The sequence below is a fragment of the Marinobacter alexandrii genome (assembly GCA_039984955.1).
Classification (GTDB): Bacteria; Bacteroidota; Bacteroidia; order Cytophagales; family Cyclobacteriaceae; genus Ekhidna.
The window spans coordinates 1,927,476-1,951,617 of record JBDWTN010000007.1 but is presented as its reverse complement, the minus strand read 5'-3'; the positions used below and the strand labels follow the sequence as shown (position 1 = coordinate 1,951,617).

Here is a 24,142-nt window from a genome sequence, read left to right as displayed (position 1 = left end):
AAACCTAAATACAAAATGTCATCCTGAACGTAGTGAAGGATCTTATAATGATGAAGATTTTTCGCTTTTCTCAGAATGACATTGAAAAAAGAAATTTCCAATCCCCATGTAACCTTCCGAACTTACTTGAGTTTCCCCGATAGAATGCACCAAATGAACCTACTGGAAGACCACAACCTGATGCTGAAAGTGAAAGAGGGTGATGTTGAAAAACTCAACCTTCTTTATAAACGATACAGTCGCCGATTCTTTGGATTTTTCTACGGAATGACCAGCGATGGAGCAACTAGTGAAGACCTAGTTCAAAACGTATTCGTGCGGATTTTGAAGTACAAGCATACGTACAAAGAAAATGGAGATTTTGAGGTTTGGGCGTTTCAGATGGCGCGCAATGTGCATCACGATCATTACCGAAAAAACAAACGCTATGCTTTTCAAGAAGATATGAATCCATATGAAGAGCAGCTAAGCGAAACAACAAATACGGAGGTGAATATGGAACGCTCTGATGAACTGAATTATTTAAAAAAGGCGCTTTCAAATCTAACAGATGAAAAGAGAGAGTTGATAGAGTTGGTAAGGTTTCAGAAAGTGAAATATGCCAAAGTAGCTGAGATGCTAGGAGTGACAGAAAGTGCTATAAAGGTGCGTGTACACAGAATATTAAAAGAATTACGAGAGTCCTACTTAAAACTGGACGTTTGATATGAAACTAACAAAGAAAAAAGCGGAAGAACTGTGGCAAGATAAGCTCGCTGGCGATATCAGTGAGAATGAGGAAGTCGCGCTTAAACAGTTTCTGGATTCAAATCCTAAAGTTGCTTCAGAATTGAAAGACCTTGAGCAAACATGGGATCTGTTTGAAGAAATCGAACGACCAGAACCTTCCGAGAAGATGGATGCTCGATTTGAAGGAATGATGTCTGCCTATGCAGAGAAGCAAAAGACTGCTAGACCAAATGTGATGGATTGGATTGTCGAGCGGATGACTCGAAGTTGGCAAGTTGGATTAGCATCATTGGTCATGGGGCTCTTCATTGGGTGGTGGATGCTGCCCTCGCAAAATCAAAAGCAAGATATAGCTCAGCTCAGCAATGAAATACAATCTATGAAAGAGATGATGATGCTAACGCTTATTGAACAACCTAAGGCACAGGAAAGAATAAGAGCGGTAAACCTTGCAGCAGAGCTTCCAAATGCCGATGAAAAAGTAATTAAGGCGTTGATCTCAACACTTAATCATGATGAAAATTTAAATGTTCGCCTCGCCTCTCTCGAATCATTGCTTAGGTATGCCAATCAACCAGAGGTTAGACACGCGCTTGTAGATGCCTTAAAAATGCAAGACTCTCCTTTGATGCTGGTAGCTATAGCTGATGCATTGGTAGACATACAGGAAAAATCTTCAGTTGAAGCAATGGAAGAGCTCAAGGAAAGTACGCAAGATGAATTTGTGAAAGAAAAGCTCAACCAAAGTATCCAGACACTGCAAAACACTTAAAATCAAGGACTAATGAATTTTTTACTATTAATTATAACATTGATCAATCCAACCCTCAAGGAGGACAAGATTGTTATATTCAAAACATATCCTTTAGAAGATCCAAGCAATACAACTGTGATTGTAGACAATATCTTCGGAGATGTTGTTGTGGAAAAGTCGGAAGATAACCTCGTGCACCTCTATCTTGAAATCCAAATATCAGGATACAGCGACGAACTTGTTGAAAAAGCAAAGAAAGAGTTGCAGTTAGGTCAATTATTGACGGATGACTCGTTGGTCTTTTATACGAAAGCACCATTTGTAAAAAAATGTGATTGGAGAAATGGTGGATGGGGCTATGACATGCGGGATGAGCCAGCATATGGATTCAAATATCAATACAAGTTAAAAGTTCCCAAAAATGTAAAACTGGAGGCCAGAACGATCAATAAAGGAGACATTTTGGTTATTAACATTGATGGTCCTGTAAAAGCCTGCAATGTCAATGGAGAAGTGGAAATCCAGAATGCGAGACAAGTGCTTCAAGCATCCACTGTGAATGGAGATGTAACCATCAACTTTTTAGAAGTGCCAACAGAGCCAGTAGACTTTAATACGGTGAATGGGGACTTCAACTTTGATCTCCCAAAAAATTTTAGTGCTAAAGTTTATTTCAATTCCATGCATGGAGACTTATATACTTCTTTTGACTATAAGCGGATGAGTCCAAAAATTGAGAAAAGCGAAGAAAATGGGACCTTTAAAATAGGCACTAAGACTGGCGTTGAAATTGGCTCTGGAGGACCTGAACTGTCTTTTAGAAGTATCAATGGAAACGTTTATTTAAATAAATCTGAATAACTACACGATTCAAGCGTGTACAAAATATAGTAACATGAAAAATATAGTAACCATATTATTCCTGGCAGCCACAGCAAGTGCTTGGGCACAGGATTTCAACGAAAAAATAGCCATACCTCTAAGTTCTCCAAATTCAAAAGGTAAGCTGGAGGTGGGGCTGGTTAGAGGAAACATTAAAGTGGAAGCCTATGATGGGAAAGAAGTAATTATAGAAGCTACCGCAAGCACAAAATCAAGTGATGATGATTGTGCCAGCTGTGATGATCATAACGACAGTAAATCATCAGCACCCGCAGGAATGAAGAGAATTGCTTCAAGCCCGATAGAGCTAAGTGCTTCGGAGGATAACAATGTGGTAGAAATAGAAACGAATTCGTGGAAGAAGCCCATCAACCTCAATATAAAAGTCCCTGCTAATTTTGACCTGGAAGTTTCCACAGTACATGGCAAAGTAGATGTAACAGGCATCAGCGGGACGCATGAAATATCTGCTGTTCACGGACCATTGACATTAAAAGATATGAGTGGGTCTATTGTTTCCAATACGGTCCACGGAGATATTACTGTCAACTTCAAATCGGTTATTGAAAATGAACCCATGTCTTTTGTAACGCTACATGGCAATGTGGATGTGACCTTTCCTCCAGGCATTAAGGCTAGAGCGAAGATGCGCTCAGATCAAGGGGAGATTTTCACCGACTTTGATATGACAGTTGATCGTTCGAAACCTGAAGTAAAATCAGATAGAGGTCAATACAAAGTGTCAATAAACTCGTGGGTCTTTGGAGATATCAATGGAGGTGGTCCGGAATACACTTTCAAAAACATGCACGGGGATATTATTATCAGAAAGAAATAATATGAGTTTTCATAAATGCATAACTGCAGCATTAATGTTTTCATCATTGATGTTTTCGCAAGCTCAGAATGTTGACAATTCTGTACTTCAAAGGATAATTGAAAAATCAAATCAGACTCATTCAGATGCTCTAATCATTCAAAAAGCAGGTCAGGTAATAGTAGAAAAGGGAACAGATAACCCTATCTACATAGCTTCAGCAGGAAAATCTTTGGTAAGTCTAGGAGTAGGTAAGCTGTTGTCTGAAGGTTTCTTAGATTCTTTGGACCAACCGATCCATTATTTCTTTCCAGAATGGAAGCAAGGAGATAAGAGCCTTATTACTGTTAAGATGCTTTTAAATCATACTTCTGGACTGCAAAACCATCAGAACGCAAGTATTGAATTGGAGCCAGCACCGGACTATAAAGTTGATAACATTATTCGTCTTGCACTTGCAGCAGAATTAGATGATAAACCAGGTGAAGTTGTATCATACAATAACAAAGCTGTTGCTCTTTTAGGTGGCGTCATTGAAAAAGCGTCAGAGCTTAGAATGGATCAATTCTTTGAAAAATACTTCTTTGAACCAATGAATATTTCAGATGTTGATTGGATTAGAGATAGATCAGGAAATCCGACGGCCCACGGATCCTTTATCATTAAACCTAGTGACTTATTGAAGTTTGGTACTTTGATGCTTAATGAGGGCACATATTTAGATAATAGGCTGATCTCAAAAGAATGGATAGACCTCTCTTTTCAACAAGGACAGCCAGATGTTCCAATGTGGGGGTTACTCTGGTGGAGGTTGCCCGCTTATGAGCATAGAGTAATAGATGGTGAGACATTGATAAACTGGAAAAAAAGAGGCGCTAGTGACGAACTAATTGAAAGTATCCAACCAATAAAAGGTCAGGTATTTGAAAATAAGTATGTTTTTTTTGATAAACTAAAAGAGATTTTAGGTGAGGATTGGTCTGGTGTTTTACAAAAAAACAATGTGGCAGGTTTACATTCAAGTAAAAGAATTTTTAGTGATGAAATCACTGCATATTATGCTAATGGCTATAGAGGAAATTTCTTAGTGATCATTCCAGAGAAGCAAATAGTAGCTGTTCGGTGTGCAGATCCTGAGGGGTTTAATTACCAGACCGACTTTTATAGTGATTTTGCTGCCATGGTTAGCAAGCTTTAGAAGTGCCTATTTGTATGCCACTTCTGGTAGTTAGCTAGTTTTTTTATCTTTCACCTGATGGAAACCATAGATCAGGTCACCTTAAACTTTAGCGAAGCAAAACTCTTTTATCTAAACATCAGTCTCGGGCTGATTATGTTCGGTGTAGCAATCAACTTGAAACTTGAGGACTTCATAAGGATACTAAAGTATCCGAGATCAGTTGTCGCAGGGATAATTTCTCAATTTTTCGTACTTCCTGCGCTCACTTTTCTGCTCATTATGCTGATCCAGCCACGTCCAAGTTTTGCCCTTGGAATGATGTTAGTTGCAGCATGTCCAGGGGGGAATATTTCAAATTTTATGTCGGCAATGGCAAGAGGAAACACCGCGCTATCAGTTAGTCTAACCGCTGTTTCAAGTTCATTGGCTATTATAATGACTCCTCTTAATCTCACCATTTGGGCAAGCCTCTATCCCCCTACTGCTAATATTTTGACCGAAGTAAGCCTGGATTTTTGGCAATTGCTGAAAACAATCACCATGCTCCTTCTTCTGCCTATTGCAGCAGGGATGTTGTTAAGAAAATTTAAACCAAAGTTTTGTGATCGAATGCATCCGATCATGCACTATGTATCTATTTTCATTTTTGCTGTGATAGTGCTCATGGCATTCAGCGCAAACTTCAGTTTGTTTTTGGAATACATTCATCTTGTGATCTTGCTTGTGTTAGCCCACAATGCAGTTGCCTTGATCACCGGCTATCAGATAGGTGTGTTATTTAGACTAGATCAAACAGATAAAAGATCTATTGCTATCGAAACAGGCATTCAAAATTCGGGCTTAGGATTGATCCTGATATTCAGTTTTTTTGATGGCTTAGGTGGTATGGCGATTGTCGCTGCATGGTGGGGCATATGGCATATCATTTCGGGTCTTTGTTTGTCATATTTTTGGAGTAGAAGTGAGCGGATGATTCCAGCAGAGGTAGGAGATTCTAAACGATAATTTTAAACCTGAGATGGTGATCTGATTATCAGCGGATTAACCTACGAATACAATTCTTTCCTGAATTGTTTTAGCAAATAGTCAATAGCAAATTATTTCCTTATTTTTGCCGACCTTATTAAAAGAGCATTTAGAAGAATATGGCACTAATAGGCATACTGAGAAACAAGATGGGTAAGATCGTGGTGGGAGCAATCATGGTCACTATGGTCGCGTTCATTGGCACTGACTTAATCGGAAATTCCACCTTATTTGGTGATGGAGATAATCCTGCGATAGGTGAGATTGCCGGATCAAGTATTACGAACGCTCAGTTTCAAAACAAAGTAGACGAGTTGTCGTACAACTTCGCAATTAATTCTGGAAGGAATCCACTTCAACAGGAAACAGATCAGATCAGAAACCAAGCTTGGAATGCATTAATCCTTGAAGAAGCTTATGATGAGCAATTCGATCAACTTGGCATTACAGTGACAAATACAGAGCTAGTAGATATGGTTCAAGGGAGTAATATCAGCCCTCAAATCCGCCAGTTTTTTGCAAATCCACAAACGGGAGAGTTCCAAAAAGAAAATGTGACTGCTTTTCTTGGAAGCCTTCAACAAGCACAACCGCAACAAAGAGATTCGTGGATTGCTTTTGAGCGATCACTTGTACCCAGTAGGAAAATTGAAAAGTATGCTAACCTCTTCACAAAGACGAATTACGTAACCAAATACGAAGCGAAGGATGAGTATGTGAGTCAGAATGCAACAAGTACAATCGATTACATGTATGTACCTTTCTTGAGTGTATCGGATTCTACAGTAAGCATAAGCGATAGTGAGCTGCAGGCATATCTGAAAAGCCATAAGTCGGAATTTCAAAGAGAAGAAACAAGAAGTTTATCCTATGTGATTTTTGATTTAGCACCTTCAAGTGCTGATTCGGCAATTGTGGCTGACGAAGTTGTAGATCTGAAATTATCTCTGAGTAACGCTGCAAACGATTCTAGCTTTGTGAACATCAATTCGGATGATCCATATCCATACATAACTTACACAGATGACAACCTTCCTTCGGTATTAGTAGAACAGGAGATGGGATTTGTCTCAGAACCAGAAATTGTAAACGGATCCTATGAATTTTACAAGCTTTCCAGAAGAGATGAAATCACTTCTGATAGCGTGCTATATCGTGTGGCTAAAATGAAGAAGGAGTTTTTCGTTTCGGATGAGACAATCAATGAGACTTACAGGCAAGCAGATCTTTTTGCTGCTTCAGCCGGAAATATTGAAGAGTTTAATCGCTTAGCTTCAGAGCAAGGATTAACCGTTAGAGAAGCAAATAGGATTGGGAAAAATGCTCAGCGAGTTGGGCCTATGATCGAGGCAAGAAGCCTTGTTCTTTGGCTATACAATGATGCTTCTACAGGAGCTGTTTCTGATGTTCGTGAAGTAGGTGATAGATATGTAGTAGCGGCAATGACTTCTGAACAAGAAGAAGGAGTTGCAAATCTTGATGAGGTAAGAAATCAGGTTGAAAGGAAAGTAAGAAATCAGAAAAAGGCAGAGTCAATTATCAGTAAGTTGAATGGACTCGATGGGTCAGATGTAGAATCTTTAGCTATTGCGTACGGAGATGGTGCTAAAACAGGTACTGCAGACTTTCAGATGTTTTCTAATAGCATCACAGGAGTTGGGTATGCACCAGAGGCCATTGGACTTTCATTTGCTTTGGAAGAAGAGGAGATTACCCAAGCTTTCTATATCCAGGACGGAGTAATTGTGGTGAAGCTTTCCGCGAAAGATATTCCTGCTGATGTTGATGATTATTCGTCGTTCGCATTGCAAGTATCACGTCAGAGACTAGGTCAAAATGCGATAGTATCAGACTTTCCACTTTCATACTTCAGGATCTTTGTACCAAGAAAGATTGATGACGCGATAAAGGAATTTGCGGATATTGAAGACATGAGATATAAATTCTTCTAAAAAATAAATAGAGAATATTTGAAGCCATTCTGAATTTTCAGGATGGCTTTTTTATTTATAAGGAATTGATTTAAGATTTGTATTTGATAAATGTCAGATTATTCGAATAAATTAATGTTATGAGTTGGGACGAAGCATCCTTTTTAGAAAAACTGGAAGGAACACATCACTTTCCAGAGAGTTATACATTTAAATTTATTGTTAAACCCGAGCATCAATTAAAGGTTGAGAGCCTTCTTCCAGGGGCCACTATTAAACTAAAACCAAGCTCTGGCAATAAATATGTGAGCATAACATTAATCAGAGAAATGAAATCTAGTCAGGAAGTGATAGAAGTATACAGACAAGCCAATACAATTGAGGGGATTATTGCGCTATAAAATCAAATAGATATGAGTTGGAAAGAAGAAGACAATAAGCTTAAAAAGACATTTGAATTCAGCGATTTTGTAGAGGCATTCGGCTTTATGAGCAAAGTGGCCATTATTGCTGAAAAAATGAACCATCATCCAAATTGGAGCAATGTTTATAACAAAGTAAGTTTTGAGCTGAACACCCACGATGCTGGAGATATAGTCACTGAAAAAGATCATAAACTCGCAGAAGCGATTGATGCTCTTGTTTAAACCGTCATTCGAGGAGGAATAACGAAGCAATCTTAACTCTAAAAGATTGCTTCTCCGCCAATCGGGGGATCGCAATGAAGGTAATTATTTGATCCGAACCTTTGTGTCCTCTGTGATCATTCTCTGTGTCCTCTGTGGTTAAATCTCTAAATTAGCCCCATGACCACCGAAACTGGCAAACTCTACCTTGTCCCCACACCCATCGGCAACCTCGGGGATATGACCTACCGTTCGGTAGAAGTATTGAAAGAAGTAGATCTCATTCTGGCAGAAGACACCCGAACTTCAGGCTATTTATTAAAGCACTATGAAATTGGGACACCAGCTCAGAGTTTTCATGCGCACAATGAACATAAGAGAATCAATGAGATCATTGATAAACTTCAATCTGGAACTAACATTGCGCAAATCTCAGATGCAGGTACTCCAGGCATCTCTGACCCAGGATTTTTACTAGTTCGAGAAGCTTTAGCTAATGAAATTGTAGTGGATTCATTACCTGGAGCAACAGCCTTTGTGCCTGCACTTGTTAAATCTGGATTTCCATGTGAGCGATTTGTATACGAAGGATTCTTGCCACATAAGAAAGGTCGTCAGACGAGGATTGAAACATTAAAAGATGAGTCTAGGACAATAGTGCTTTACGAATCGCCACATCGATTGCTAAAAGCACTTCAACAATTCAAAGAAATTTTGGGGGATCGAAACGTTTCGGTTTCCAGAGAGTTAACTAAAAAGTTCGAAGAAACAGTCACAGGTAGCCTAGATGATGTTTTGACGTACTTTGGAAGTAAATCCATCAAAGGAGAATTTGTCATAGTACTAGAAGGTAAAAAGTGAATCTGGAAAACATAACATTACAAGTTGCAGAATTGGCCAAGGCAGTTGGTTCTTTTATAAGGCAAGAAAGACGAACCTTTTCGTATGATAAAGTTGAGTATAAAGGAGGGAAAAGTGATTTAGTGTCTTATGTAGATAAAGAGTCAGAAAAACAGATTATTTCAGGTTTACAGAAACTTTTACCAGCAGCAGGTTTTATTACCGAGGAAGAAACGACCATTCAAGGTCAAAAAGAGTATACATGGATCATTGATCCACTAGATGGAACCACAAATTTTGTTCATGGCATACCAAATTACTGTGTAAGTATTGGTTTGATGCATGAAGGAAAGATTGTTTCCGGTGTAGTGTATGAAGTGGCAAATGACGAATGTTTTTATGCTTGGAAAGCAGGGGGAGCATATCTAAATGGAAGTAAAATTCAGGTTTCAGGAGCGCCCTCTTTCTCTGAATGTGTCCTTGCTACAGGCTTCCCCTACTATGAGTTTGAGCGGCTTGAGGAATACCTGAAAATTCTTAATCAGCTGATGAAAGACACACAAGGCTTGAGGAGAATGGGGAGTGCTGCCGCGGATATGGCCTATGTTGCTTGTGGACGATATGGCGGCTATTTTGAGTACAATCTCAATTCCTACGACATTGGTGCAGGTGTGATTCTTGTGCAGGAAGCCGGAGGTATAGTTACTGACTTTAAAGGAGGAGGAGACTTTCTTTTTGGGCGGGAGATGGTGGCGGGAGGAAAGATCCATCAAAATCTGCTTGACACCATAAAGAAATACTGGTAAGATTCTTGTTCCTTACACGCTAAATTTAGGGTTATGAAACCCTTTGCCAAATCAATTCTGGCGTGATGAATAATGATAAAAAGCCAATTGTATTAGTATTAATATCATTGCTTTTGGGCTTTTTGGTAGCCAATAGAATCATCGATTTCCTTTTATCATATTCTGTTTCAGAAAATGTTGTTAATCAAATAGATTTTTTAAAAAGTATAAAGATATATGTGCTTTCTACATTCTTTTTCTTCCTGCTAATTGCACTGCCATTGGTTTTAAGGGCTAGATTGAAACAAAAAAAATTAAAATTGTCCAATTGGTGGCACGGACTAGTAACTCTGGAAGTATTGATTTTTATTGTAGTATTCTTTACTGCAGCATCAGATGTATTAAGCATATCCCTTATATTAATCTTATTTCAACCTTCAGTAATAATTAACTCTTTAATTATGAAGAAAAATTCTTAAAAGAATGAAAACACTAACACTACTAATAACCTTCCTAATGGCTGCCTGTGGGGGAGGAACATCTGGATCAGATTTAGCAGTTGCAGAATATGAGCCTGCGCCAATGGTAGAGGAGCTTGCAGACTCCAACATTTCGGGTTCATCCATGCGAAAAGCCTCCAGCCCTTCTCAGCAACAGCAAGAAGCAATTGAAAAAAAAGTTATTAAAACCGGAGGGATTTCTTATGGAGTAGAAAGCACTAAAGAAGAATATAGCCGGCTTTCCAATTTTCTAAAAAAGTATGATGCGTACATAGGTTCGGAGAATGAAAGCAAAGGATACGATCGGATCAATTATAATATCAATATCAAAGTTCCGCCACAGCATTTTGATGCATTGATTGCGGATATTACGAAAGACAAGAAAGTAGAAAATCGGTGGGTCAATACCGATGATGTGACTGAGAGATACTATGATCTTCAATCACGCATTGAGAACAAAAAGAAACTGGAGGAACGTTACCAAGAGATTCTGAAAAAAGCAGACAATGTTCGCGACATCTTAGAAGTAGAACGAAATCTAAATCAAGTAAGGGTGGAAATTGAATCTCTTCAAGGTCAATTTAAACTCTTAAGTCATAAAATAAGCTACAGTAATCTAGACGTTTCATTTTACGAGCTTCTTCCTTACGAATTAGATGGAGAACAAAGACCAGGCTTTGCGAAGCGTTTGCTCAACTCTCTCTCAGCAGGGTGGCAAGGGTTCTTGACCTTCATGATTTACCTATTGGCGCTATGGCCATTTGGGATTTTAGCATTTATCATTATTAAAGTCGTACAAAGAATTAGAGCAAAGAAAAAATCAAATTCTAATGAAATCTAACCAGAAGCAATTCCCCCTTATAAGGGGGTGCGATGGGAGGTGTGATAGCAGGGGGATGTTTCCTACTTTTGCCTGATGCAACAAAGAAACACTTCGAATTCCGTGCAACAATTCAAATAAATAATCGCATGAAACCAAACATACGCATAGGATACGGATACGATGTACATGCCCTTGCAGAAGGTGTAGACTTTTGGATTGGAGGAATCAAAGTGCCACACACACATGGTGCTTATGGTCACTCAGATGCAGACGTACTCATTCATGTCATATGTGATGCCCTATTAGGAGCTGCAAACATGCGAGATATAGGCTTTCACTTTTCAGATAAAGACCCAAAATTCAAAGGAATCGACAGTAAAATCTTGTTAAAAGATGTCATTCAAATCATAGGAGAGAAAGGGTATAAGGTAGGGAATGTTGACTCTACCGTATGTTTGGAAATGCCGAAACTCAATCCGCATATTCCAGAAATGAAAAAGTGTTTGGCTGAAGTAATGGGGGTTGAAGAGGAGGACGTTTCCATCAAAGCGACTACTACGGAGAAACTCGGGTTTGTAGGTAAGGAAGAGGGAGTAGCTGCTCATGCCACTGTTCTGATTTATAAAGACTAATGCCAATTAAAATAATAACCACCGAGGATGGTTCACATAGTCTCTTTAACGAAGAGCTAAATGAAACCTATCACTCTACTCGAGGGGCGAGAGGAGAGTCCATGCATGTGTTTATTAAGGAAGGATTAGAGTTTTGGCTGTCTCAAAATCAGGCAGAGGAAATCAAGATTCTGGAAGTAGGATTAGGCACGGGACTCAATGCTTTTTTGACGGCACAATTCGCTGAAGAAAAGAATCAAAAAATCCAGTTTACCTCACTTGAGCCGTTTCCAATTCGGAAAGAAATTTATGAAGACCTCAACTTTCATCAGTCTGATGAGGAAAAGGATTTACTTCTAAATATTCATGAAAGCGATTGGGAAAAAGAACTTGACTTGATGCCTACATTCAAGCTACATAAAACAACTACAAAACTCGAGCACTTCAACACCTCTCAACTGTTCCACATTATTTACTTCGATGCGTTTGCTCCAAGCAAGCAACCAGAAGTTTGGTCCTTGGGAAACCTGAAAAAATGCTATTCACTTCTGGAAGAGGGAGGAATTTTAACTACCTACTGTGCTCAAGGGCAATTCAAAAGAAACCTAGCTGAAGTTGGATTCAAAGTAGAAACATTACAAGGGGCCATGGGTAAGAAAGAGATGGTGAGAGGAATTAAAAATGACTAATTATTCGCCAAAAACCGGCCGCATAAAGTTTCGCTCATAGCTAACAATACACTTGGTTTCTTTAGCATATTCATAAGCCTTTATACAATCAGGATCATTCATGCTATCTGTCCTATACTGTTCATAAGAAGCGAGGGAGTTAAAGCTAAATAGCGCAACAGCTACATTGTTTGCCCCTTCATGCGGTAGAAAATAGCCATTGTGTTGTCCTCCAAATTTATTGACTAATGGTATCCACATTTTGGCGTAGGCCTCAAACTCCTCAAGTTTGTCAGGATCAATTTTATAGTTGACGTAGCAAGTAATCATAAGAGTTAAAATTTAATAAGTCAAAACTCTGCAATAGGACTTATATGATAACTATGAATGAGTGAAAATGATGATAGTTTGTCATGAATTTTATTCATCAATCATTAGATAGGCTTTAAATTTTATTTACAAACATGAGTATTATCATATATAATATTTACATTTATGAGGAATAATAAACGAAACGTTCAACCGAATCATAGAGATCATGCTGCTCTCTATAATGTGGTTGTACCAAATCGCTCAGATTTAAGCTTATAAAATATGAAAGGAAATAATTTAGGTGAGTTTGAGGAACTCATTTTGCTAACAGTAGCATCACTGGCAAAGGACGCATACGCTGTTTCCGTAAAGGAAGAGCTGGAAACAAGAGCTAAGAGAGTAACAAACATCAGTGCTATTCATTCATCACTCTACAGACTGGAGGACAAAGGCTTTCTCATCTCCGAGTTTGGTGGAGCTACTCAAAAGCGCGGAGGAAAGAAGAAGCGCTTTTTTCAGGTAACAAGTGCAGGTTTTGTGGTCTTGCGAGAAGCAAAAGAATTGAAAGAAGACTTTTACAAGACCATACCACAATTAGCAATAATCCACATTTAAGTTGTCAACCCATCAAAAATATATCATTCCTCCCAGGGCAGCAGAGAAGCTACTCCGACTCATATATGATGATGAGATGCTCGATGATATCCTTGGAGATTTACAGGAAATGTTTCAAGATCGTGCTCAAAGCAAAGGACTATTTAGGGCACGTATGCACTATTTCAAAGATGCATTTCTTTCCATCCGTAATTACGATTTAAGAAGAAAAAGAAAGGTCATTCAAAACAACTCAATCGCTATGTTCAAAAATTATATCAAAACTACTTTTCGTACGCTTGCAAAAAACCAAGTGTATTCGGCACTTAATATCTTCGGCTTAGCTTTAGGTATTGCTGCGTGCTTGTTTATAGCACAGTATGTTAGCTACGAATACAGCTACGACAAATTTCACTCAAACCATGAGAATCTCTATCGGGTGAAATATATGGTCTACCGTGGAGGTGAATTGGACATTGATTGTGCAGCAGCCGTTCCGCGAGTAGGACCATTCATGAAGGAAAATATGCCAGAGGTTGTGGATTTTGCACGTGCATTTCCTATATCCGGAGTGTTCGAGAAGGACAATAGACAATTTCGTGAAAAAAGGGTTCAGATTGCAGATCCAGCATTCCTAAAAATATTCGATTATCCCTTGATTCATGGGGATGTAGAAACCGCTTTGGAAGGTCCCAATAAGGTGGTAATCACTGAATCGATTGCCAACAAGTACTTTGGACGAACGGATGTAGTAGGTGAAGACATAAACCTATATACATGGATTGAAGCCAAATTGGAGATAACAGGAGTTACAGCCGATGTTCCTAACAATTCCCACTTGAAATACAACTTTCTCATTTCATACGAAACATTAAACAACCAAACCAGGAATGATGATGGAACCGCATCTTCAGAAACAGCTTGGGGATGGTATGATTTCAATACGTATGTTTTGCTTAAAGAGGGAACAGATCCAAAAGCTTACGATGAGAAATTTGCCGAAATATTATACGAAGAAAGAGGAGAAGATTTTGAAAAATATGACTTCAAAGCAGAGTTTCCACTCCAGCCAATCATAGACATTCACCTCTATTCAAACTTACTTCAGGAATCAGAACCAGCAGAGCAAGGAGACGGTGACACAGTGTTTTTTCTAAGCATTATTGCCGCTTTCATTCTTATTATTGCCTGGATTAACTACATCAATTTATCTACTGCAAAATCATTAGAAAGAGCAAAAGAAGTTGGTGTTAGAAAATCAATGGGTGCGTATAAAAAACAGTTAGTCAATCAGTTTTTGACAGAGTCTTTCGTCTTAAATCTAATTGCACTTTTACTCGCTGTTATCGTGGTTATCATTACTACACCTTTTTTTGGTCAGCTAGTTGATTCACAAATCAGTAGAGCGTTTTTTCTTCAGTCCAATTTTTGGTTGGCTGTAGCAGGTATTTATGTGCTTGGCTCGTTCCTTTCCGGATTATATCCAGCATTTATTCTTTCCTCATTCCGACCTATTCAGGTATTGAAAGGGAAGATGACTACAAATAAGTCAGGGATCTTGCTCAGACGAGCCTTGGTTGTTTTCCAGTTTGCAGCATCTATTACGTTGATTGCAGGTACCATCATCGTTTACCAGCAGCTAAGTCACATGAAAAAATTAGACGTAGGGTTTGATATGACAGATACCATGGTTATTAGAGGTCCTCAGGTATTTGCAGTAGACTCATTGTTTGGTTCAGCTCTCTCATCTTTTGAAAATGAGTTGAAGAACAATCCCAATGTTGAAAGCGTGACTAACAGCTCCAATGTGCCGGGAGATGAGATCTTCTGGACAAGGGGGATGAGGAATCAAGAGGATACACAAGACAAAAACTTTATTGTTTATCTCGTAGGAGTGGATCACGATTACTTCCCAACCTACGGAATAGAGTTTCTGGCTGGGAGAAATTATGATAAGAGTTTTAGCGCCGATACCGCTAACATCATTATCAATAAGGCGACTATGGAGTCATTGAAAATATCATCTCCTGAAGAAGCGATAGGCAAGAAAATCAATCTTTCAGGAGACAAAGGAACCATCATTGGTGTTGTTGATAATTACCGCCAACAGTCGGTAAAAAATAGCATCAATCCATTGGTATTTCCACTTGCTGAAAATTCATCCTCCTTCATTACGGTTAAACTTAAGACTGGTGAATACCAGGCGGCCTATGAAGATGGTAAGAGCATTTTTGATAATTTCTTCCCGGGGAATCCGTTTGATACATTCTTTCTGGATGACTTTTATAATAAGCAATATGCCAATGAACAAAACTTCAGTCGAGCATTTACGCTATTTGCATTTTTTGCAATCATTGTTGCTTGTCTTGGACTCTTTGGGCTGACATCTTTCACAGCTCTTCAACGAACAAAGGAAATCGGGATTCGAAAAGTATTGGGAGCCGATGTTTCCCAAATAGTTATGATCCTTTCAAGGGAATTCCTGATTCTCATTGCAATAGCTAATATTATTTCATGGCCTTTGGTGTATCTGATAATGGATGGATGGCTTAATAACTTTACTAGTAGGATAGCAATCGGAGTTTCTGTATTCATTATTTCAGCCCTTCTGGTTGTACTTATCGCATTGATTGCCGTTGGCAACAAGACCCTGTCGATTGCTAAAACCAATCCAATTCGCGCTTTAAGATATGAGTAGTAAGAAAAGAAAAAGGGTTGGATCGAGCCAACCCTTTTAGATTATTTTATCTTGATACCTGATTGATCTTTAAACCTTCCGGTAATCAGCCACCCACCAAAATCTTCTGATATAGCCATAATAAGTTCGTTTCTACCCTTTTTGAGATCCAAGTAAATTCCATCAAACAAGCCAATGGTACCTAGATACCTATAGTCACGTGATCGCCACCTATTATTCCCCCAATAGATGGGCTTGTCGTTGAGAATAGCTACCACTCTATCGCTGTAACCAAACTCAAAAAGTTTGATTTGATCTGAATCAGAAACGATGGTGACTTTAGCGAGAACTGTATTTCCGGGAGCTCCGTCTCGTAGTTTCTGGATTCTAGAAATATTGGCGGCAGTTCCTTCTTCAGCATTAATTACTCCTTGCCACCTTCGTTCTCGAATAACAGATCCAAGATCACTGGGATCATTCAGCATCTCTTCGCTAAACTTGTCAGATATTTCCCATTCTTCAATCAAGTTTTCAATGGGCTTTCGTTCAATAGGCTTAAAGTCAACTAGCTCTGGAGTTGTATGATCAATTGAAATATTTGCAATATGCATCCCTGAATTGTTACCCCCTGTAAATGCCAATGAACCTTTCTTTGATTCATGAAATAGGTTCCATGATAGATTGGGAGTTTCTGAGTAATCTAAAAACACTTGTGCCTGGTCATTATTTACCGCTATTTTAACATGCGTCCAATCATCATATGTATACTCGTATGGAAAAGAATATCGAGGGCCAAAATAAAGTTGCCAGGCTGTGATCCCCTGTGTGGTTGGGGCAGCTTGATTAGCATCTGGATTTCCTGATTGATGAGGTCTAATGTAGAATTGCTCGGCATTGCCACTTTCTAAACTTCCTCGGAAGTATACTCCAGGAAAAGCCTGTTCTTCCTTTAGAAAAATATCATACTCTATGGTACCATTTAGGAATTCGACATCTTTCAAAGTAATGCTCCCACCTTGCAAATAGATGGCGTCTGCCCCTCGATAGTTTTCGAGTATATAGGCACGTGCACTTATATTCCAGTTGGTGGTATCTATAGGGATAATTTCTTGAGCATGCACATTGAAGCTCATCCAGAACATCAATGCGAGGATATTGATTCGTGTTTTCATACCACAACCTTACGGGGATCAAATAGCTAGATCCATCCAATTCTGTTTCATCTTCGTTCAAACTCATTCAGAGTTGTTCAGAAGAAAGATCTTTTAGACATTTGATTATGACTGCCAAGTTTTCAGAGCAAGATTTACAACATCTTCAAGGCGAAATTGAAAGCAAACTCGAATGGGGGAATGCTTCATCATGGCATAGTTCTATGTTTGATGAACTTTCGGAAAAGGTATTTGAAGCGACACAGGTTATGCTAAGTGTGCCAACGCTAAAGCGTTTTTTTGGAGTGGTTAAGCACACAGGTGTACCAAGTATCACTACACTAGATGCTTTATCCAGGTTTGTTGATAAAGAGAATTGGAGAGCGTATAAACTTACTGGTGGCAGAATCTTGCATAAGCCCATCAGAAAGCCAAGAAAATCGATCTATGTGACAATAGGTTTTGTACTTGCATTGGTGATGGTCAGTCTGATTGGGAACAGGCGTCCAGAAGTGATTATAGATACTGCGGAATTTACTTTTTCAAGCAAAGTGCTAAGCAATGAATATCCCAACTCGGTAGTGTTTGATTTTGAGGTACCCACAAACCTGAGAGCGGATAGTTTGAAGATCCAACAATATTGGGATCCAACGAAGACTATTGCCGTTTCAAAGGAACAAACGCAGGCCACTGGCATCTACTATTTCCCAGGCTACTTTGAAGCTAAACTGCTGGTGGATGGTCAGGTTGCCAAAGCTCATGATCTCTTTTTAAAAAGTAATGGCTGGTTGGGATTGATTGAATACAATCCAATTCCTAAATACTTTCAACCAAAATTGGGTGATAGCTCTAGTCTCAGATTTCCTGAGAGAATTATCAACGAAGTGCAATCATCTGAAAATCCTTTGGAATCTACTTTCCATTTTATAGATGACCTGGGAGATGTTTCTGGAGATGATTTTAGTTTCACTGCGACTGTTCGAAATACGTTCGATGATCGTTGGGCAGTGTGTCAGTCACTGCGCATTTACTTCATTGGAACCTCAGGTGCAATGATCGTCCCTTTTTCAAAGATTGGCTGTGTATCGGATAATAACCTGATGTTAAACGATGTGTATCTGAGAGGCAAGGAGAATGATCTCTCCCCTTTGAGTGCTGATTTTTCAGAACCGAATGACATTTCTATTCAGGTAAAAGACAAGCAAGTTTTTGTGCTTATTAATGACAAACAAGTGTATAGCAAAGCGTATAATGAAACGATGGGCAGCCTTGTTGGTCTACGAATTAAGTTTACGGGGCTAGGAGAAGTACTGGATTATACAATTTCTGATCAAAACAATCATACAATCGAGCTCATCGCTCCTTAAACACTTTTAACATGAAGCAAACACTATCATCCCTATTTATCATGATCGCCATGTCATCCGTTGCTCAAAAGAAGGGTTATAAAGAAGATGTGACTTCTATCGAAAGCATTGGAAAAGCATATTATGAAATTGTATCAGGCCCCATAGGGCAGAAGCGAGATTTTGATAGATTAAGAAATCTGTTTCACCCACAAGCCAACCTTGTCTATAGCTTCTGGTCCGAAGAAGAACAGAAAAACAAGCTTATGCCTATGGGCATAGAAGGCTATATAGAAAAGCTTGATTATCTGGATAAAAAAGGATTCTTTGAAGAAGAACTATATGTATCAAACGAATCTTATGGGTCAATTACGCAATCCATCAGTACATATAAATTCTGGATGGAGGACAAAACAGCAGAGGGTCGCGGCTTCACAAGCTATCAATATTTTTATGATGGTAATAGGTATTGGATTCTTTCTATGCTTTGGATGATGGAAAGTGAGAAGTATCCTATTCCCCAAGCCTTATTAGGTAAATGAACAGGCTTTGGCATCCTTGCACATGGATTTTTAGGATGCTCATCTTGTCTCCAACTCTGCCCAAAGAGGCAAATGATCCGAAATTGGACCTGCTTCATTTAAGACTTTTGCGTCAATACAACGGAAGTAATTTTTGTTGTAGAAAATATAGTCGATCATCCTTACTGGATGCTCGCTTGAAAACGTCCTATTTTCAAGCTCCTGATCGAAAGGTATTGCTGATGTGATCCATTTTGCTTCCATCAGGAGATCAATAGCATCTCTTTCGGCTGACCTGTCTGGAACTTCACTATTGAAATCGCCCATCAGGAGAACAGGCTGTTGTGAAGCGTATTTTTCAAATTCACGTTTCACTATTTCTAGCTGTTTTAATCGCGTCTTTTTATCAAATGCCTCCAGATGGACATTCATGATTTTCACTTGACTGCCTCGAAAATTGATTTCGGCGATTTGGAGCAGACGGTTTAAATAGAATGCGCGATAGTAGGCTGGTGCACTCAAATTGGGGTTGAGTATGATGGTTGTATCAGTTTCAATCGGGTATCGAGAAAGAATTGCTTGCCCACTTAACATTTGCCCAAAATGATTTGATGGTGGCCAATATGGGAATGGCACATACTTTTTGTCCCAATTAATGGATTTGTATCCGGATACAAATTTACCAGCGGATGCGATGGAATCAAGTTGATCTACATGAAAAGATCGACTAGCGCCGAAATCAATTTCTTGAAAGCTCACAACGTTTGCATTCGCAACTTTGATGAGATTTTTTGCTTGCATAAGCTGGTCAGCGAAAAATTGTGATTCCCTATGAATCGAAAGATTATTCGTCATCCCGGATAGATAGCCAATATTAAATGTCATTACCTTAAGTGTTGAGTCACGACTTTCTATCGACTCTGAGTAGTCAATAACTTCTGTATGTGATTCTTTAGACAAATTGCTAGAACTCATATAAGCAGCCAATAAAACAACAGAAATGGACAGAACAGCCAAAAGGGCTAAACCTTTCTTCAATAGGTGTATCATATAAAAGCTAAACTGCTTGAAATTAGTATTTTTAGCCTAAACCCGGTTTACAAATATTAGCCTCAGCAAGTTCTGTTTGCGACGGATTCGTTTTGAAAATTTAGATGAATGGCAAGTCCTTTGATAAATTTTCGAGGCGAAGATGGTGTGAACAGGGCTTGTGAGAAAAAATGACTGATTTTGGTATGAAATTCATTATTTCCGCTTGAAATATCCTGATACTCCAATATGTATTTCTCAATTCTTCTACTAGTAATCAGTTGAAACTGAGGCAAAATTTTAAACCTGGTTTAGGTTTTTAGATATAATCAGATGAAAGTTTTTGCCAACCCCTCAATTACCTTTACCTCATGTCAGAAAAGAAACTCTTCCTACTCGATGCATTTGCACTGATCTATCGTGCTCATTTTGCGATGAGCCAAAACCCCAGACTCACGACCAATGGCATCAACACAGGGGCTATTTTGGGGTTTACTAACTCGCTTTTAGAGATTATTACTAAAGAAAATCCTACTCATATAGGTGTAGCATTTGATACACATGCACCGACATTCAGACATGAAGAATATAAGGAGTATAAAGCGACGAGACAAGAGCAGCCTGAAGAAATTAAGGTGGCCATTCCATACTGTCTCAAGATTGTGGAGGGTTTCAATATTCCTATTTTGATGAAAGATGGATTTGAAGCTGACGACCTGATTGGTACCATTGCGAAGAGAGCAGGTAAGGAAGGGTTCAAGGTTTTTATGATGACGCCAGACAAAGACTTTGCTCAATTGGTGGATGAGAATATTTCACTCTTCAAACCAAGAAGGATGGGAAGTGGTGTGGATATCATGGGTATACCTGAAGTGCTTGCCAAGTTCGATATTGATGATGTAGATCAAGTAAGAGATGTCTTGGGACTCAAAGGAGATGCAGTAGATAATATTCCAGGAATTCCAGGAATAGGAGATAAGACAGCTTCTAAACTTTTGAAAGAATACGGTTCTGTTCAAGGCATTATTGATCATGTAGACGAGCTAAAAGGCGCTTTGCAAAAACGAGTACAGGAGCATGGCCAACAAGGCATTATGTCGAAGCAGCTGGCTACCATCAACATTGATTCACCTATTGAGTTCGATGAAAACGCATTAAAGTACGGGGATCCAAATCCAGATATTCTTCAGCCCATTTTTGACGAACTAGAATTCAAAACCATTGCGAGGCGGGTCTTTCAAGAAGAAAATGAAATAAAGAAAGCGGATACGGCTCAGTTGGGTCTTTTTGACGGAGGTGGTGAAAGCGAGCCAGCAGCGAGTAGTAAGGAATTCATTGAGACTGTGAAACATACGTATCACCTAGTAGAAACTGAAGGTGAGATTACGTCTCTTGTGGAGAAATTATCTCAACAAGAGTCTTTCTGTTTCGATACAGAGACCACAAGTCTTGATACCCGTGAGGCCAAGCTCGTTGGAATTGCTTTTGCCATTGAAAAAGGAGAAGCATGGTATGTTTCATGCGGAGATAAAGCCCAAGAAGTAGCATCCTCATTTAAGGAAGTTTTAGAGAATGATGAGATCAGGAAAATAGGCCAAAACCTTAAGTACGATATTCAAGTGATGCGTAACTATGATGTGCGTGTAAGAGGTCCGATTTTCGATACCATGTTAGCTCACTTTTTGTTAGACCCAGAGTCAAGCAATAGCATGGATTGGCTAGCAGAAACCTATCTCAATTACAAAACCATCTCTTTTGAGTCTTTGGTAGGTCCAAAAGGGAAGAATCAAAAAACCATCGATCAGATTGACCCGAAAAAGGTAAGCGATTATGCCTGTGAGGACGCAGATATCACACTTCAACTAAAAGAAGCCATTGAAAAAGAAATAGCTGAACGAAAGCTGGAAAAATTGCTGCACGAAGTAGAGGAACCCCTGTCCTTCGTACTTGCTGACATGGAGTATCAAGGGGTGAAAGTGGATACTGATACGCTAGAAAAGATGTCGGGAGAGTTGGATGAAGAAAGTAGGAAAGCGCAGGAAGAAATCTTCGAAATTGCAGGAGTAGAGTTCAACATAGGTTCACCAAAGCAGCTTGGAGAGATCTTGTTTGATCGCTTGAAACTTGTTGAAAAACCTAAAAAAACGAAGACAGGGCAGTATGCAACCGGTGAAGATATTTTGTCAAAACTTGCGGATGAACATCCAATTGCAGCCAAGATTCTGGAATTCAGAGAATATCAAAAACTGAAATCTACTTATGTAGATGCATTACCAAAGCTGATAAGTCCAACAGATGATCGAATTCACACTGATTATCGTCAGACGGTAGCTGCTACTGGCCGTTTGAGTTCCAATAACCCAAACCTCCAAAATATCCCGATTCGAACAGCAAAAGGAAGAGAAATTCGAAAAGCATTTATTGCTAAAGATGATCATCACTTGATGATGGCTGCCGATTACTCGCAGATTGAGCTGCGAATTATGGCTTCATTCTCAAAGGATGAAAGCATGGTCCAAGCTTTTAGAGAAGGAAGAGATATTCATGCAAATACGGCTGCCAAAGTATTTGGTGTAGATCTGGATAATGTAGAGCCTAACATGAGACGAAAAGCCAAAGAAGTGAACTTTGGGATCATTTATGGTATATCGGCTTATGGGCTTTCGCAAAACTTAAATATCTCCAGAGGAGAAGCACAGGAAATCATTGACTCCTATTTCAAAGAATTTCCAAACGTGAAGAAATATATGGATGAGACGATTGAGAAAGCTAAGAAAGATGAATATGTAGAGACAATTCTTGGGCGTAGGCGCTTCTTGAGAAATATCAACTCCCGGAATTTCACGATGCGAGGGTTTGATGAACGTAATGCTATCAACGCACCTATTCAAGGAAGCGCAGCAGATATTATCAAAATTGCCATGATAGATATCCATGCATGGATGCAGGAAGAAAAACTTCAATCGAAAATGATCATGCAAGTACATGATGAATTGGTCTTTGACATGCACAAAGACGAGCAAGGTCTACTTATGAAAAAAGTGGAAGAATTTATGAAAAACGCTCATCCATTGGAAGTTCCAATGGAAATAGGAATGGGCGTGGGTGTGAATTGGCTTGAGGCTCATTAATGATGAGAAAGAGTCTGATTTTTTTCTGCTTATTTAGCACCTTAGGTCTTTTAGGACAGCAGTACGAGGGAGTTTTTATTGAAAAGAAGGATGTTGATGCTGATAACAAACTCTTCGTTTCAGGGAGAAGTTTTATGTACATTGTAACGACAACTATTCCAGGGGAGGATATCCCTGATCAGGTGACTTTTACAGTTTTGGATGTAAAGCAATCAAAACGGACAAATAAGAACCAAACAGAGGTAGTGATTTCTTATGACCCTGATAATGGAAGATATCAGGCGACAGGTATTGTGGAGAATGCTAAAAACTTATGGCTTCATCCTCCACGAAGCTCATTTTTTGAAGTGCTTGAAACATGCCCATTTCCGTATGTAAAATTTCCTATAAAAGACGGAGACGTCTGGCATGAAAAGTTGAAGGTTGGAGATGAGTGGTCTCAAGGGAAATGGACTGGAAATCTACTTTTTGAAATCAGCTATAAGGTTGTAGAGGAGAAGGTTGTTGACACTGAGAAAATAAAGACTAGCTTCTTTGCCATAGAAGCTGAAGCAAAATCATCCGTCGGCACATCCAAAGCAAAATTTCTATTTAATGAAAATATGGGATTTACTATCATTGATTTCACCACGCTTGAAGGCCGCAGAATTCATTTCAGGTTGGATCAAACCATAGACGGAGAATCGATCAAAAGTCTTGAAGATTTTATCTTGATGAAACGCTAACAACAACTATTAACTTATGTCAGGATTACTATGTTTAACTTATTTTAGGATGATACTTATTTCCCCCTTGAGGGGACTAGGGGGTGACTTTATCGAGAATCCAATTTTCGATTGTCCTAATCACATTGTTGATATCAGATAAAACTTCAGAGTCCTCGAATCGAAGAATTTCATATCACATTTCAATTAGTTTCTTTTCTCGCTTTTGATCTTTTATTGCTACTTCTTCGATATGATGGCTATATCCATCTACCTCGATGATTAGCTTCAAATCCTTACAGAAAAAATCTACGATAAAATTTCCGATGGGCCTTTGTCTTAAGAATCGAAAACCCATCATTCTTTTTTCGCCAAGTACTTCTCGCCACATAACTGTTTTGATTTAGCTGGATTTTTTCTTAGTTCTCGTGCATATTGCTTTAAATTTTTGTTGTAGTTGTTATTAGAATAATTTATCATAATAATATCACCCCCTAACCCCCTC

25 protein-coding genes are annotated in these 24,142 nt (G+C 39.0%); 21 read left to right on the top strand and 4 right to left on the bottom strand.

Annotation, left to right across the window (positions count from 1 at the left end; all coding sequences use genetic code 11):
- The first annotated feature begins 153 nt into the window (after window positions 1-153).
- The 15 genes from ABJQ32_14850 (at window position 154) to mnmD (ending at window position 12,193) form a co-directional block, all read left to right on the top strand.
- Window positions 154-705, top strand: coding sequence for a sigma-70 family RNA polymerase sigma factor (locus tag ABJQ32_14850; protein ID MEP5290928.1), 552 nt, complete (start codon window positions 154-156; stop codon window positions 703-705).
- A 1-nt stretch (window position 706) separates the two neighbouring features.
- Window positions 707-1,501, top strand: a complete 795-nt coding sequence (locus tag ABJQ32_14845) for a HEAT repeat domain-containing protein (GenBank protein ID MEP5290927.1) — start codon at window positions 707-709, stop codon at window positions 1,499-1,501.
- A gap of 12 nt (window positions 1,502-1,513) precedes the next feature.
- Window positions 1,514-2,344, top strand: coding sequence for a DUF4097 family beta strand repeat-containing protein (locus tag ABJQ32_14840; GenBank protein ID MEP5290926.1), 831 nt, complete (start codon window positions 1,514-1,516; stop codon window positions 2,342-2,344).
- Between the two features lie 34 nt (window positions 2,345-2,378).
- On the top strand, window positions 2,379-3,203 hold the full coding sequence (locus tag ABJQ32_14835) for a DUF4097 family beta strand repeat-containing protein (protein ID MEP5290925.1): 825 nt from the start codon (window positions 2,379-2,381) through the stop codon (window positions 3,201-3,203).
- Between the two features lie 34 nt (window positions 3,204-3,237).
- On the top strand, window positions 3,238-4,380 hold the full coding sequence (locus tag ABJQ32_14830) for a serine hydrolase domain-containing protein (GenBank protein ID MEP5290924.1): 1,143 nt from the start codon (window positions 3,238-3,240) through the stop codon (window positions 4,378-4,380).
- 57 nt (window positions 4,381-4,437) lie between these two features.
- A complete protein-coding gene (locus tag ABJQ32_14825; GenBank protein MEP5290923.1) occupies window positions 4,438-5,367 on the top strand; it encodes a bile acid:sodium symporter family protein in 930 nt (309 codons plus the stop codon).
- A 140-nt stretch (window positions 5,368-5,507) separates the two neighbouring features.
- Entirely contained in the window at window positions 5,508-7,340 is a 1,833-nt protein-coding gene (locus ABJQ32_14820; protein MEP5290922.1) for a SurA N-terminal domain-containing protein, read from the top strand.
- Window positions 7,341-7,459: 119 nt separating this feature from the next.
- Window positions 7,460-7,720: a DUF493 family protein gene (locus ABJQ32_14815; GenBank protein ID MEP5290921.1), complete on the top strand. Its 261-nt coding sequence runs from the start codon at window positions 7,460-7,462 to the stop codon at window positions 7,718-7,720.
- 12 nt (window positions 7,721-7,732) lie between these two features.
- Complete coding sequence (locus ABJQ32_14810) at window positions 7,733-7,966, top strand: 4a-hydroxytetrahydrobiopterin dehydratase (protein MEP5290920.1); 234 nt, start codon at window positions 7,733-7,735, stop codon at window positions 7,964-7,966.
- Window positions 7,967-8,125: 159 nt separating this feature from the next.
- Window positions 8,126-8,806 carry a 16S rRNA (cytidine(1402)-2'-O)-methyltransferase gene (gene rsmI / locus ABJQ32_14805; protein MEP5290919.1) on the top strand — a complete coding sequence of 227 codons (681 nt, stop codon included), beginning with the start codon at window positions 8,126-8,128 and terminating at the stop codon, window positions 8,804-8,806.
- A complete protein-coding gene (locus tag ABJQ32_14800) occupies window positions 8,803-9,591 on the top strand; it encodes an inositol monophosphatase family protein (protein MEP5290918.1) in 789 nt (262 codons plus the stop codon). Before rsmI ends, ABJQ32_14800 begins: the two co-directional genes overlap by 4 nt.
- Window positions 9,592-9,656: 65 nt before the next feature.
- Complete coding sequence (locus ABJQ32_14795) at window positions 9,657-10,049, top strand: hypothetical protein (GenBank protein MEP5290917.1); 393 nt, start codon at window positions 9,657-9,659, stop codon at window positions 10,047-10,049.
- A gap of 4 nt (window positions 10,050-10,053) precedes the next feature.
- Window positions 10,054-10,911 carry a DUF4349 domain-containing protein gene (locus ABJQ32_14790; GenBank protein MEP5290916.1) on the top strand — a complete coding sequence of 286 codons (858 nt, stop codon included), beginning with the start codon at window positions 10,054-10,056 and terminating at the stop codon, window positions 10,909-10,911.
- A 140-nt stretch (window positions 10,912-11,051) separates the two neighbouring features.
- Complete coding sequence (ispF, locus tag ABJQ32_14785) at window positions 11,052-11,525, top strand: 2-C-methyl-D-erythritol 2,4-cyclodiphosphate synthase (GenBank protein ID MEP5290915.1); 474 nt, start codon at window positions 11,052-11,054, stop codon at window positions 11,523-11,525.
- Window positions 11,525-12,193: a tRNA (5-methylaminomethyl-2-thiouridine)(34)-methyltransferase MnmD gene (gene mnmD / locus ABJQ32_14780; GenBank protein MEP5290914.1), complete on the top strand. Its 669-nt coding sequence runs from the start codon at window positions 11,525-11,527 to the stop codon at window positions 12,191-12,193. Before ispF ends, mnmD begins: the two co-directional genes overlap by 1 nt.
- Here the strand turns inward: mnmD and ABJQ32_14775 are convergent, their stop codons facing one another.
- Window positions 12,194-12,502 (bottom strand): NIPSNAP family protein, encoded by a 309-nt coding sequence (locus tag ABJQ32_14775; GenBank protein MEP5290913.1) that lies wholly within the window; start codon window positions 12,500-12,502, stop codon window positions 12,194-12,196.
- Window positions 12,503-12,766: 264 nt separating this feature from the next.
- On the opposite strand from ABJQ32_14775, the gene ABJQ32_14770 reads away from it, so the two are divergent.
- Complete coding sequence (locus tag ABJQ32_14770; GenBank protein ID MEP5290912.1) at window positions 12,767-13,099, top strand: hypothetical protein; 333 nt, start codon at window positions 12,767-12,769, stop codon at window positions 13,097-13,099.
- Window position 13,100: 1 nt separating this feature from the next.
- Window positions 13,101-15,776, top strand: coding sequence for an ABC transporter permease (locus ABJQ32_14765; GenBank protein MEP5290911.1), 2,676 nt, complete (start codon window positions 13,101-13,103; stop codon window positions 15,774-15,776).
- Window positions 15,777-15,817: 41 nt separating this feature from the next.
- Here ABJQ32_14765 and ABJQ32_14760 read toward each other — a convergent pair whose 3' ends face one another.
- Window positions 15,818-16,927, bottom strand: a complete 1,110-nt coding sequence (locus ABJQ32_14760; protein ID MEP5290910.1) for a hypothetical protein — start codon at window positions 16,925-16,927, stop codon at window positions 15,818-15,820.
- 107 nt (window positions 16,928-17,034) lie between these two features.
- On the opposite strand from ABJQ32_14760, the gene ABJQ32_14755 reads away from it, so the two are divergent.
- Together ABJQ32_14755 and ABJQ32_14750 are read left to right on the top strand one after the other, a co-directional pair.
- Window positions 17,035-18,273 carry a hypothetical protein gene (locus tag ABJQ32_14755; GenBank protein ID MEP5290909.1) on the top strand — a complete coding sequence of 413 codons (1,239 nt, stop codon included), beginning with the start codon at window positions 17,035-17,037 and terminating at the stop codon, window positions 18,271-18,273.
- Window positions 18,274-18,284: 11 nt separating this feature from the next.
- Entirely contained in the window at window positions 18,285-18,794 is a 510-nt protein-coding gene (locus ABJQ32_14750) for a hypothetical protein (GenBank protein MEP5290908.1), read from the top strand.
- Window positions 18,795-18,833: 39 nt separating this feature from the next.
- Here ABJQ32_14750 and ABJQ32_14745 read toward each other — a convergent pair whose 3' ends face one another.
- Window positions 18,834-19,823: an endonuclease/exonuclease/phosphatase family protein gene (locus tag ABJQ32_14745; GenBank protein MEP5290907.1), complete on the bottom strand. Its 990-nt coding sequence runs from the start codon at window positions 19,821-19,823 to the stop codon at window positions 18,834-18,836.
- 350 nt (window positions 19,824-20,173) lie between these two features.
- Between ABJQ32_14745 and polA the strand changes: the two genes are divergently transcribed.
- Both polA and ABJQ32_14735 read left to right on the top strand, forming a co-directional pair.
- The gene (gene polA / locus ABJQ32_14740; GenBank protein ID MEP5290906.1) at window positions 20,174-22,933 is read left to right on the top strand and encodes a DNA polymerase I; all 2,760 of its coding nucleotides are present in this window, start codon (window positions 20,174-20,176) and stop codon (window positions 22,931-22,933) included.
- Entirely contained in the window at window positions 22,933-23,658 is a 726-nt protein-coding gene (locus ABJQ32_14735; GenBank protein ID MEP5290905.1) for a hypothetical protein, read from the top strand. Before polA ends, ABJQ32_14735 begins: the two co-directional genes overlap by 1 nt.
- A gap of 175 nt (window positions 23,659-23,833) precedes the next feature.
- Here ABJQ32_14735 and ABJQ32_14730 read toward each other — a convergent pair whose 3' ends face one another.
- Window positions 23,834-24,028, bottom strand: coding sequence for a DUF559 domain-containing protein (locus tag ABJQ32_14730; GenBank protein MEP5290904.1), 195 nt, complete (start codon window positions 24,026-24,028; stop codon window positions 23,834-23,836).
- Between the last annotated feature and the right edge of the window lie 114 nt (window positions 24,029-24,142).

Excerpts from the sequence above, each read along its gene's own strand:
- ABJQ32_14850 (MEP5290928.1), top strand. The coding sequence starts at position 154 with ATGAACCTACTGGAAGACCACAACCTGATGCTGAAAGTGAAAGAGGGT.
- ABJQ32_14845 (MEP5290927.1), top strand. The coding sequence starts at position 707 with ATGAAACTAACAAAGAAAAAAGCGGAAGAACTGTGGCAAGATAAGCTC.
- ABJQ32_14840 (MEP5290926.1), top strand. The coding sequence starts at position 1,514 with ATGAATTTTTTACTATTAATTATAACATTGATCAATCCAACCCTCAAG.
- ABJQ32_14835 (MEP5290925.1), top strand. The coding sequence starts at position 2,379 with ATGAAAAATATAGTAACCATATTATTCCTGGCAGCCACAGCAAGTGCT.
- ABJQ32_14830 (MEP5290924.1), top strand. The coding sequence starts at position 3,238 with ATGTTTTCATCATTGATGTTTTCGCAAGCTCAGAATGTTGACAATTCT.
- ABJQ32_14825 (MEP5290923.1), top strand. The coding sequence starts at position 4,438 with ATGGAAACCATAGATCAGGTCACCTTAAACTTTAGCGAAGCAAAACTC.
- ABJQ32_14820 (MEP5290922.1), top strand. The coding sequence starts at position 5,508 with ATGGCACTAATAGGCATACTGAGAAACAAGATGGGTAAGATCGTGGTG.
- ABJQ32_14815 (MEP5290921.1), top strand. The coding sequence starts at position 7,460 with ATGAGTTGGGACGAAGCATCCTTTTTAGAAAAACTGGAAGGAACACAT.
- ABJQ32_14810 (MEP5290920.1), top strand. The coding sequence starts at position 7,733 with ATGAGTTGGAAAGAAGAAGACAATAAGCTTAAAAAGACATTTGAATTC.
- rsmI (MEP5290919.1), top strand. The coding sequence starts at position 8,126 with ATGACCACCGAAACTGGCAAACTCTACCTTGTCCCCACACCCATCGGC.
- ABJQ32_14795 (MEP5290917.1), top strand. The coding sequence starts at position 9,657 with ATGAATAATGATAAAAAGCCAATTGTATTAGTATTAATATCATTGCTT.
- ABJQ32_14790 (MEP5290916.1), top strand. The coding sequence starts at position 10,054 with ATGAAAACACTAACACTACTAATAACCTTCCTAATGGCTGCCTGTGGG.
- mnmD (MEP5290914.1), top strand. The coding sequence starts at position 11,525 with ATGCCAATTAAAATAATAACCACCGAGGATGGTTCACATAGTCTCTTT.
- ABJQ32_14775 (MEP5290913.1), bottom strand. The coding sequence starts at position 12,502 with ATGATTACTTGCTACGTCAACTATAAAATTGATCCTGACAAACTTGAG.
- ABJQ32_14770 (MEP5290912.1), top strand. The coding sequence starts at position 12,767 with ATGAAAGGAAATAATTTAGGTGAGTTTGAGGAACTCATTTTGCTAACA.
- ABJQ32_14760 (MEP5290910.1), bottom strand. The coding sequence starts at position 16,927 with ATGAAAACACGAATCAATATCCTCGCATTGATGTTCTGGATGAGCTTC.
- ABJQ32_14755 (MEP5290909.1), top strand. The coding sequence starts at position 17,035 with ATGACTGCCAAGTTTTCAGAGCAAGATTTACAACATCTTCAAGGCGAA.
- ABJQ32_14750 (MEP5290908.1), top strand. The coding sequence starts at position 18,285 with ATGAAGCAAACACTATCATCCCTATTTATCATGATCGCCATGTCATCC.
- ABJQ32_14745 (MEP5290907.1), bottom strand. The coding sequence starts at position 19,823 with ATGATACACCTATTGAAGAAAGGTTTAGCCCTTTTGGCTGTTCTGTCC.
- polA (MEP5290906.1), top strand. The coding sequence starts at position 20,174 with ATGTCAGAAAAGAAACTCTTCCTACTCGATGCATTTGCACTGATCTAT.
- ABJQ32_14735 (MEP5290905.1), top strand. The coding sequence starts at position 22,933 with ATGATGAGAAAGAGTCTGATTTTTTTCTGCTTATTTAGCACCTTAGGT.
- ABJQ32_14730 (MEP5290904.1), bottom strand. The coding sequence starts at position 24,028 with ATGTGGCGAGAAGTACTTGGCGAAAAAAGAATGATGGGTTTTCGATTC.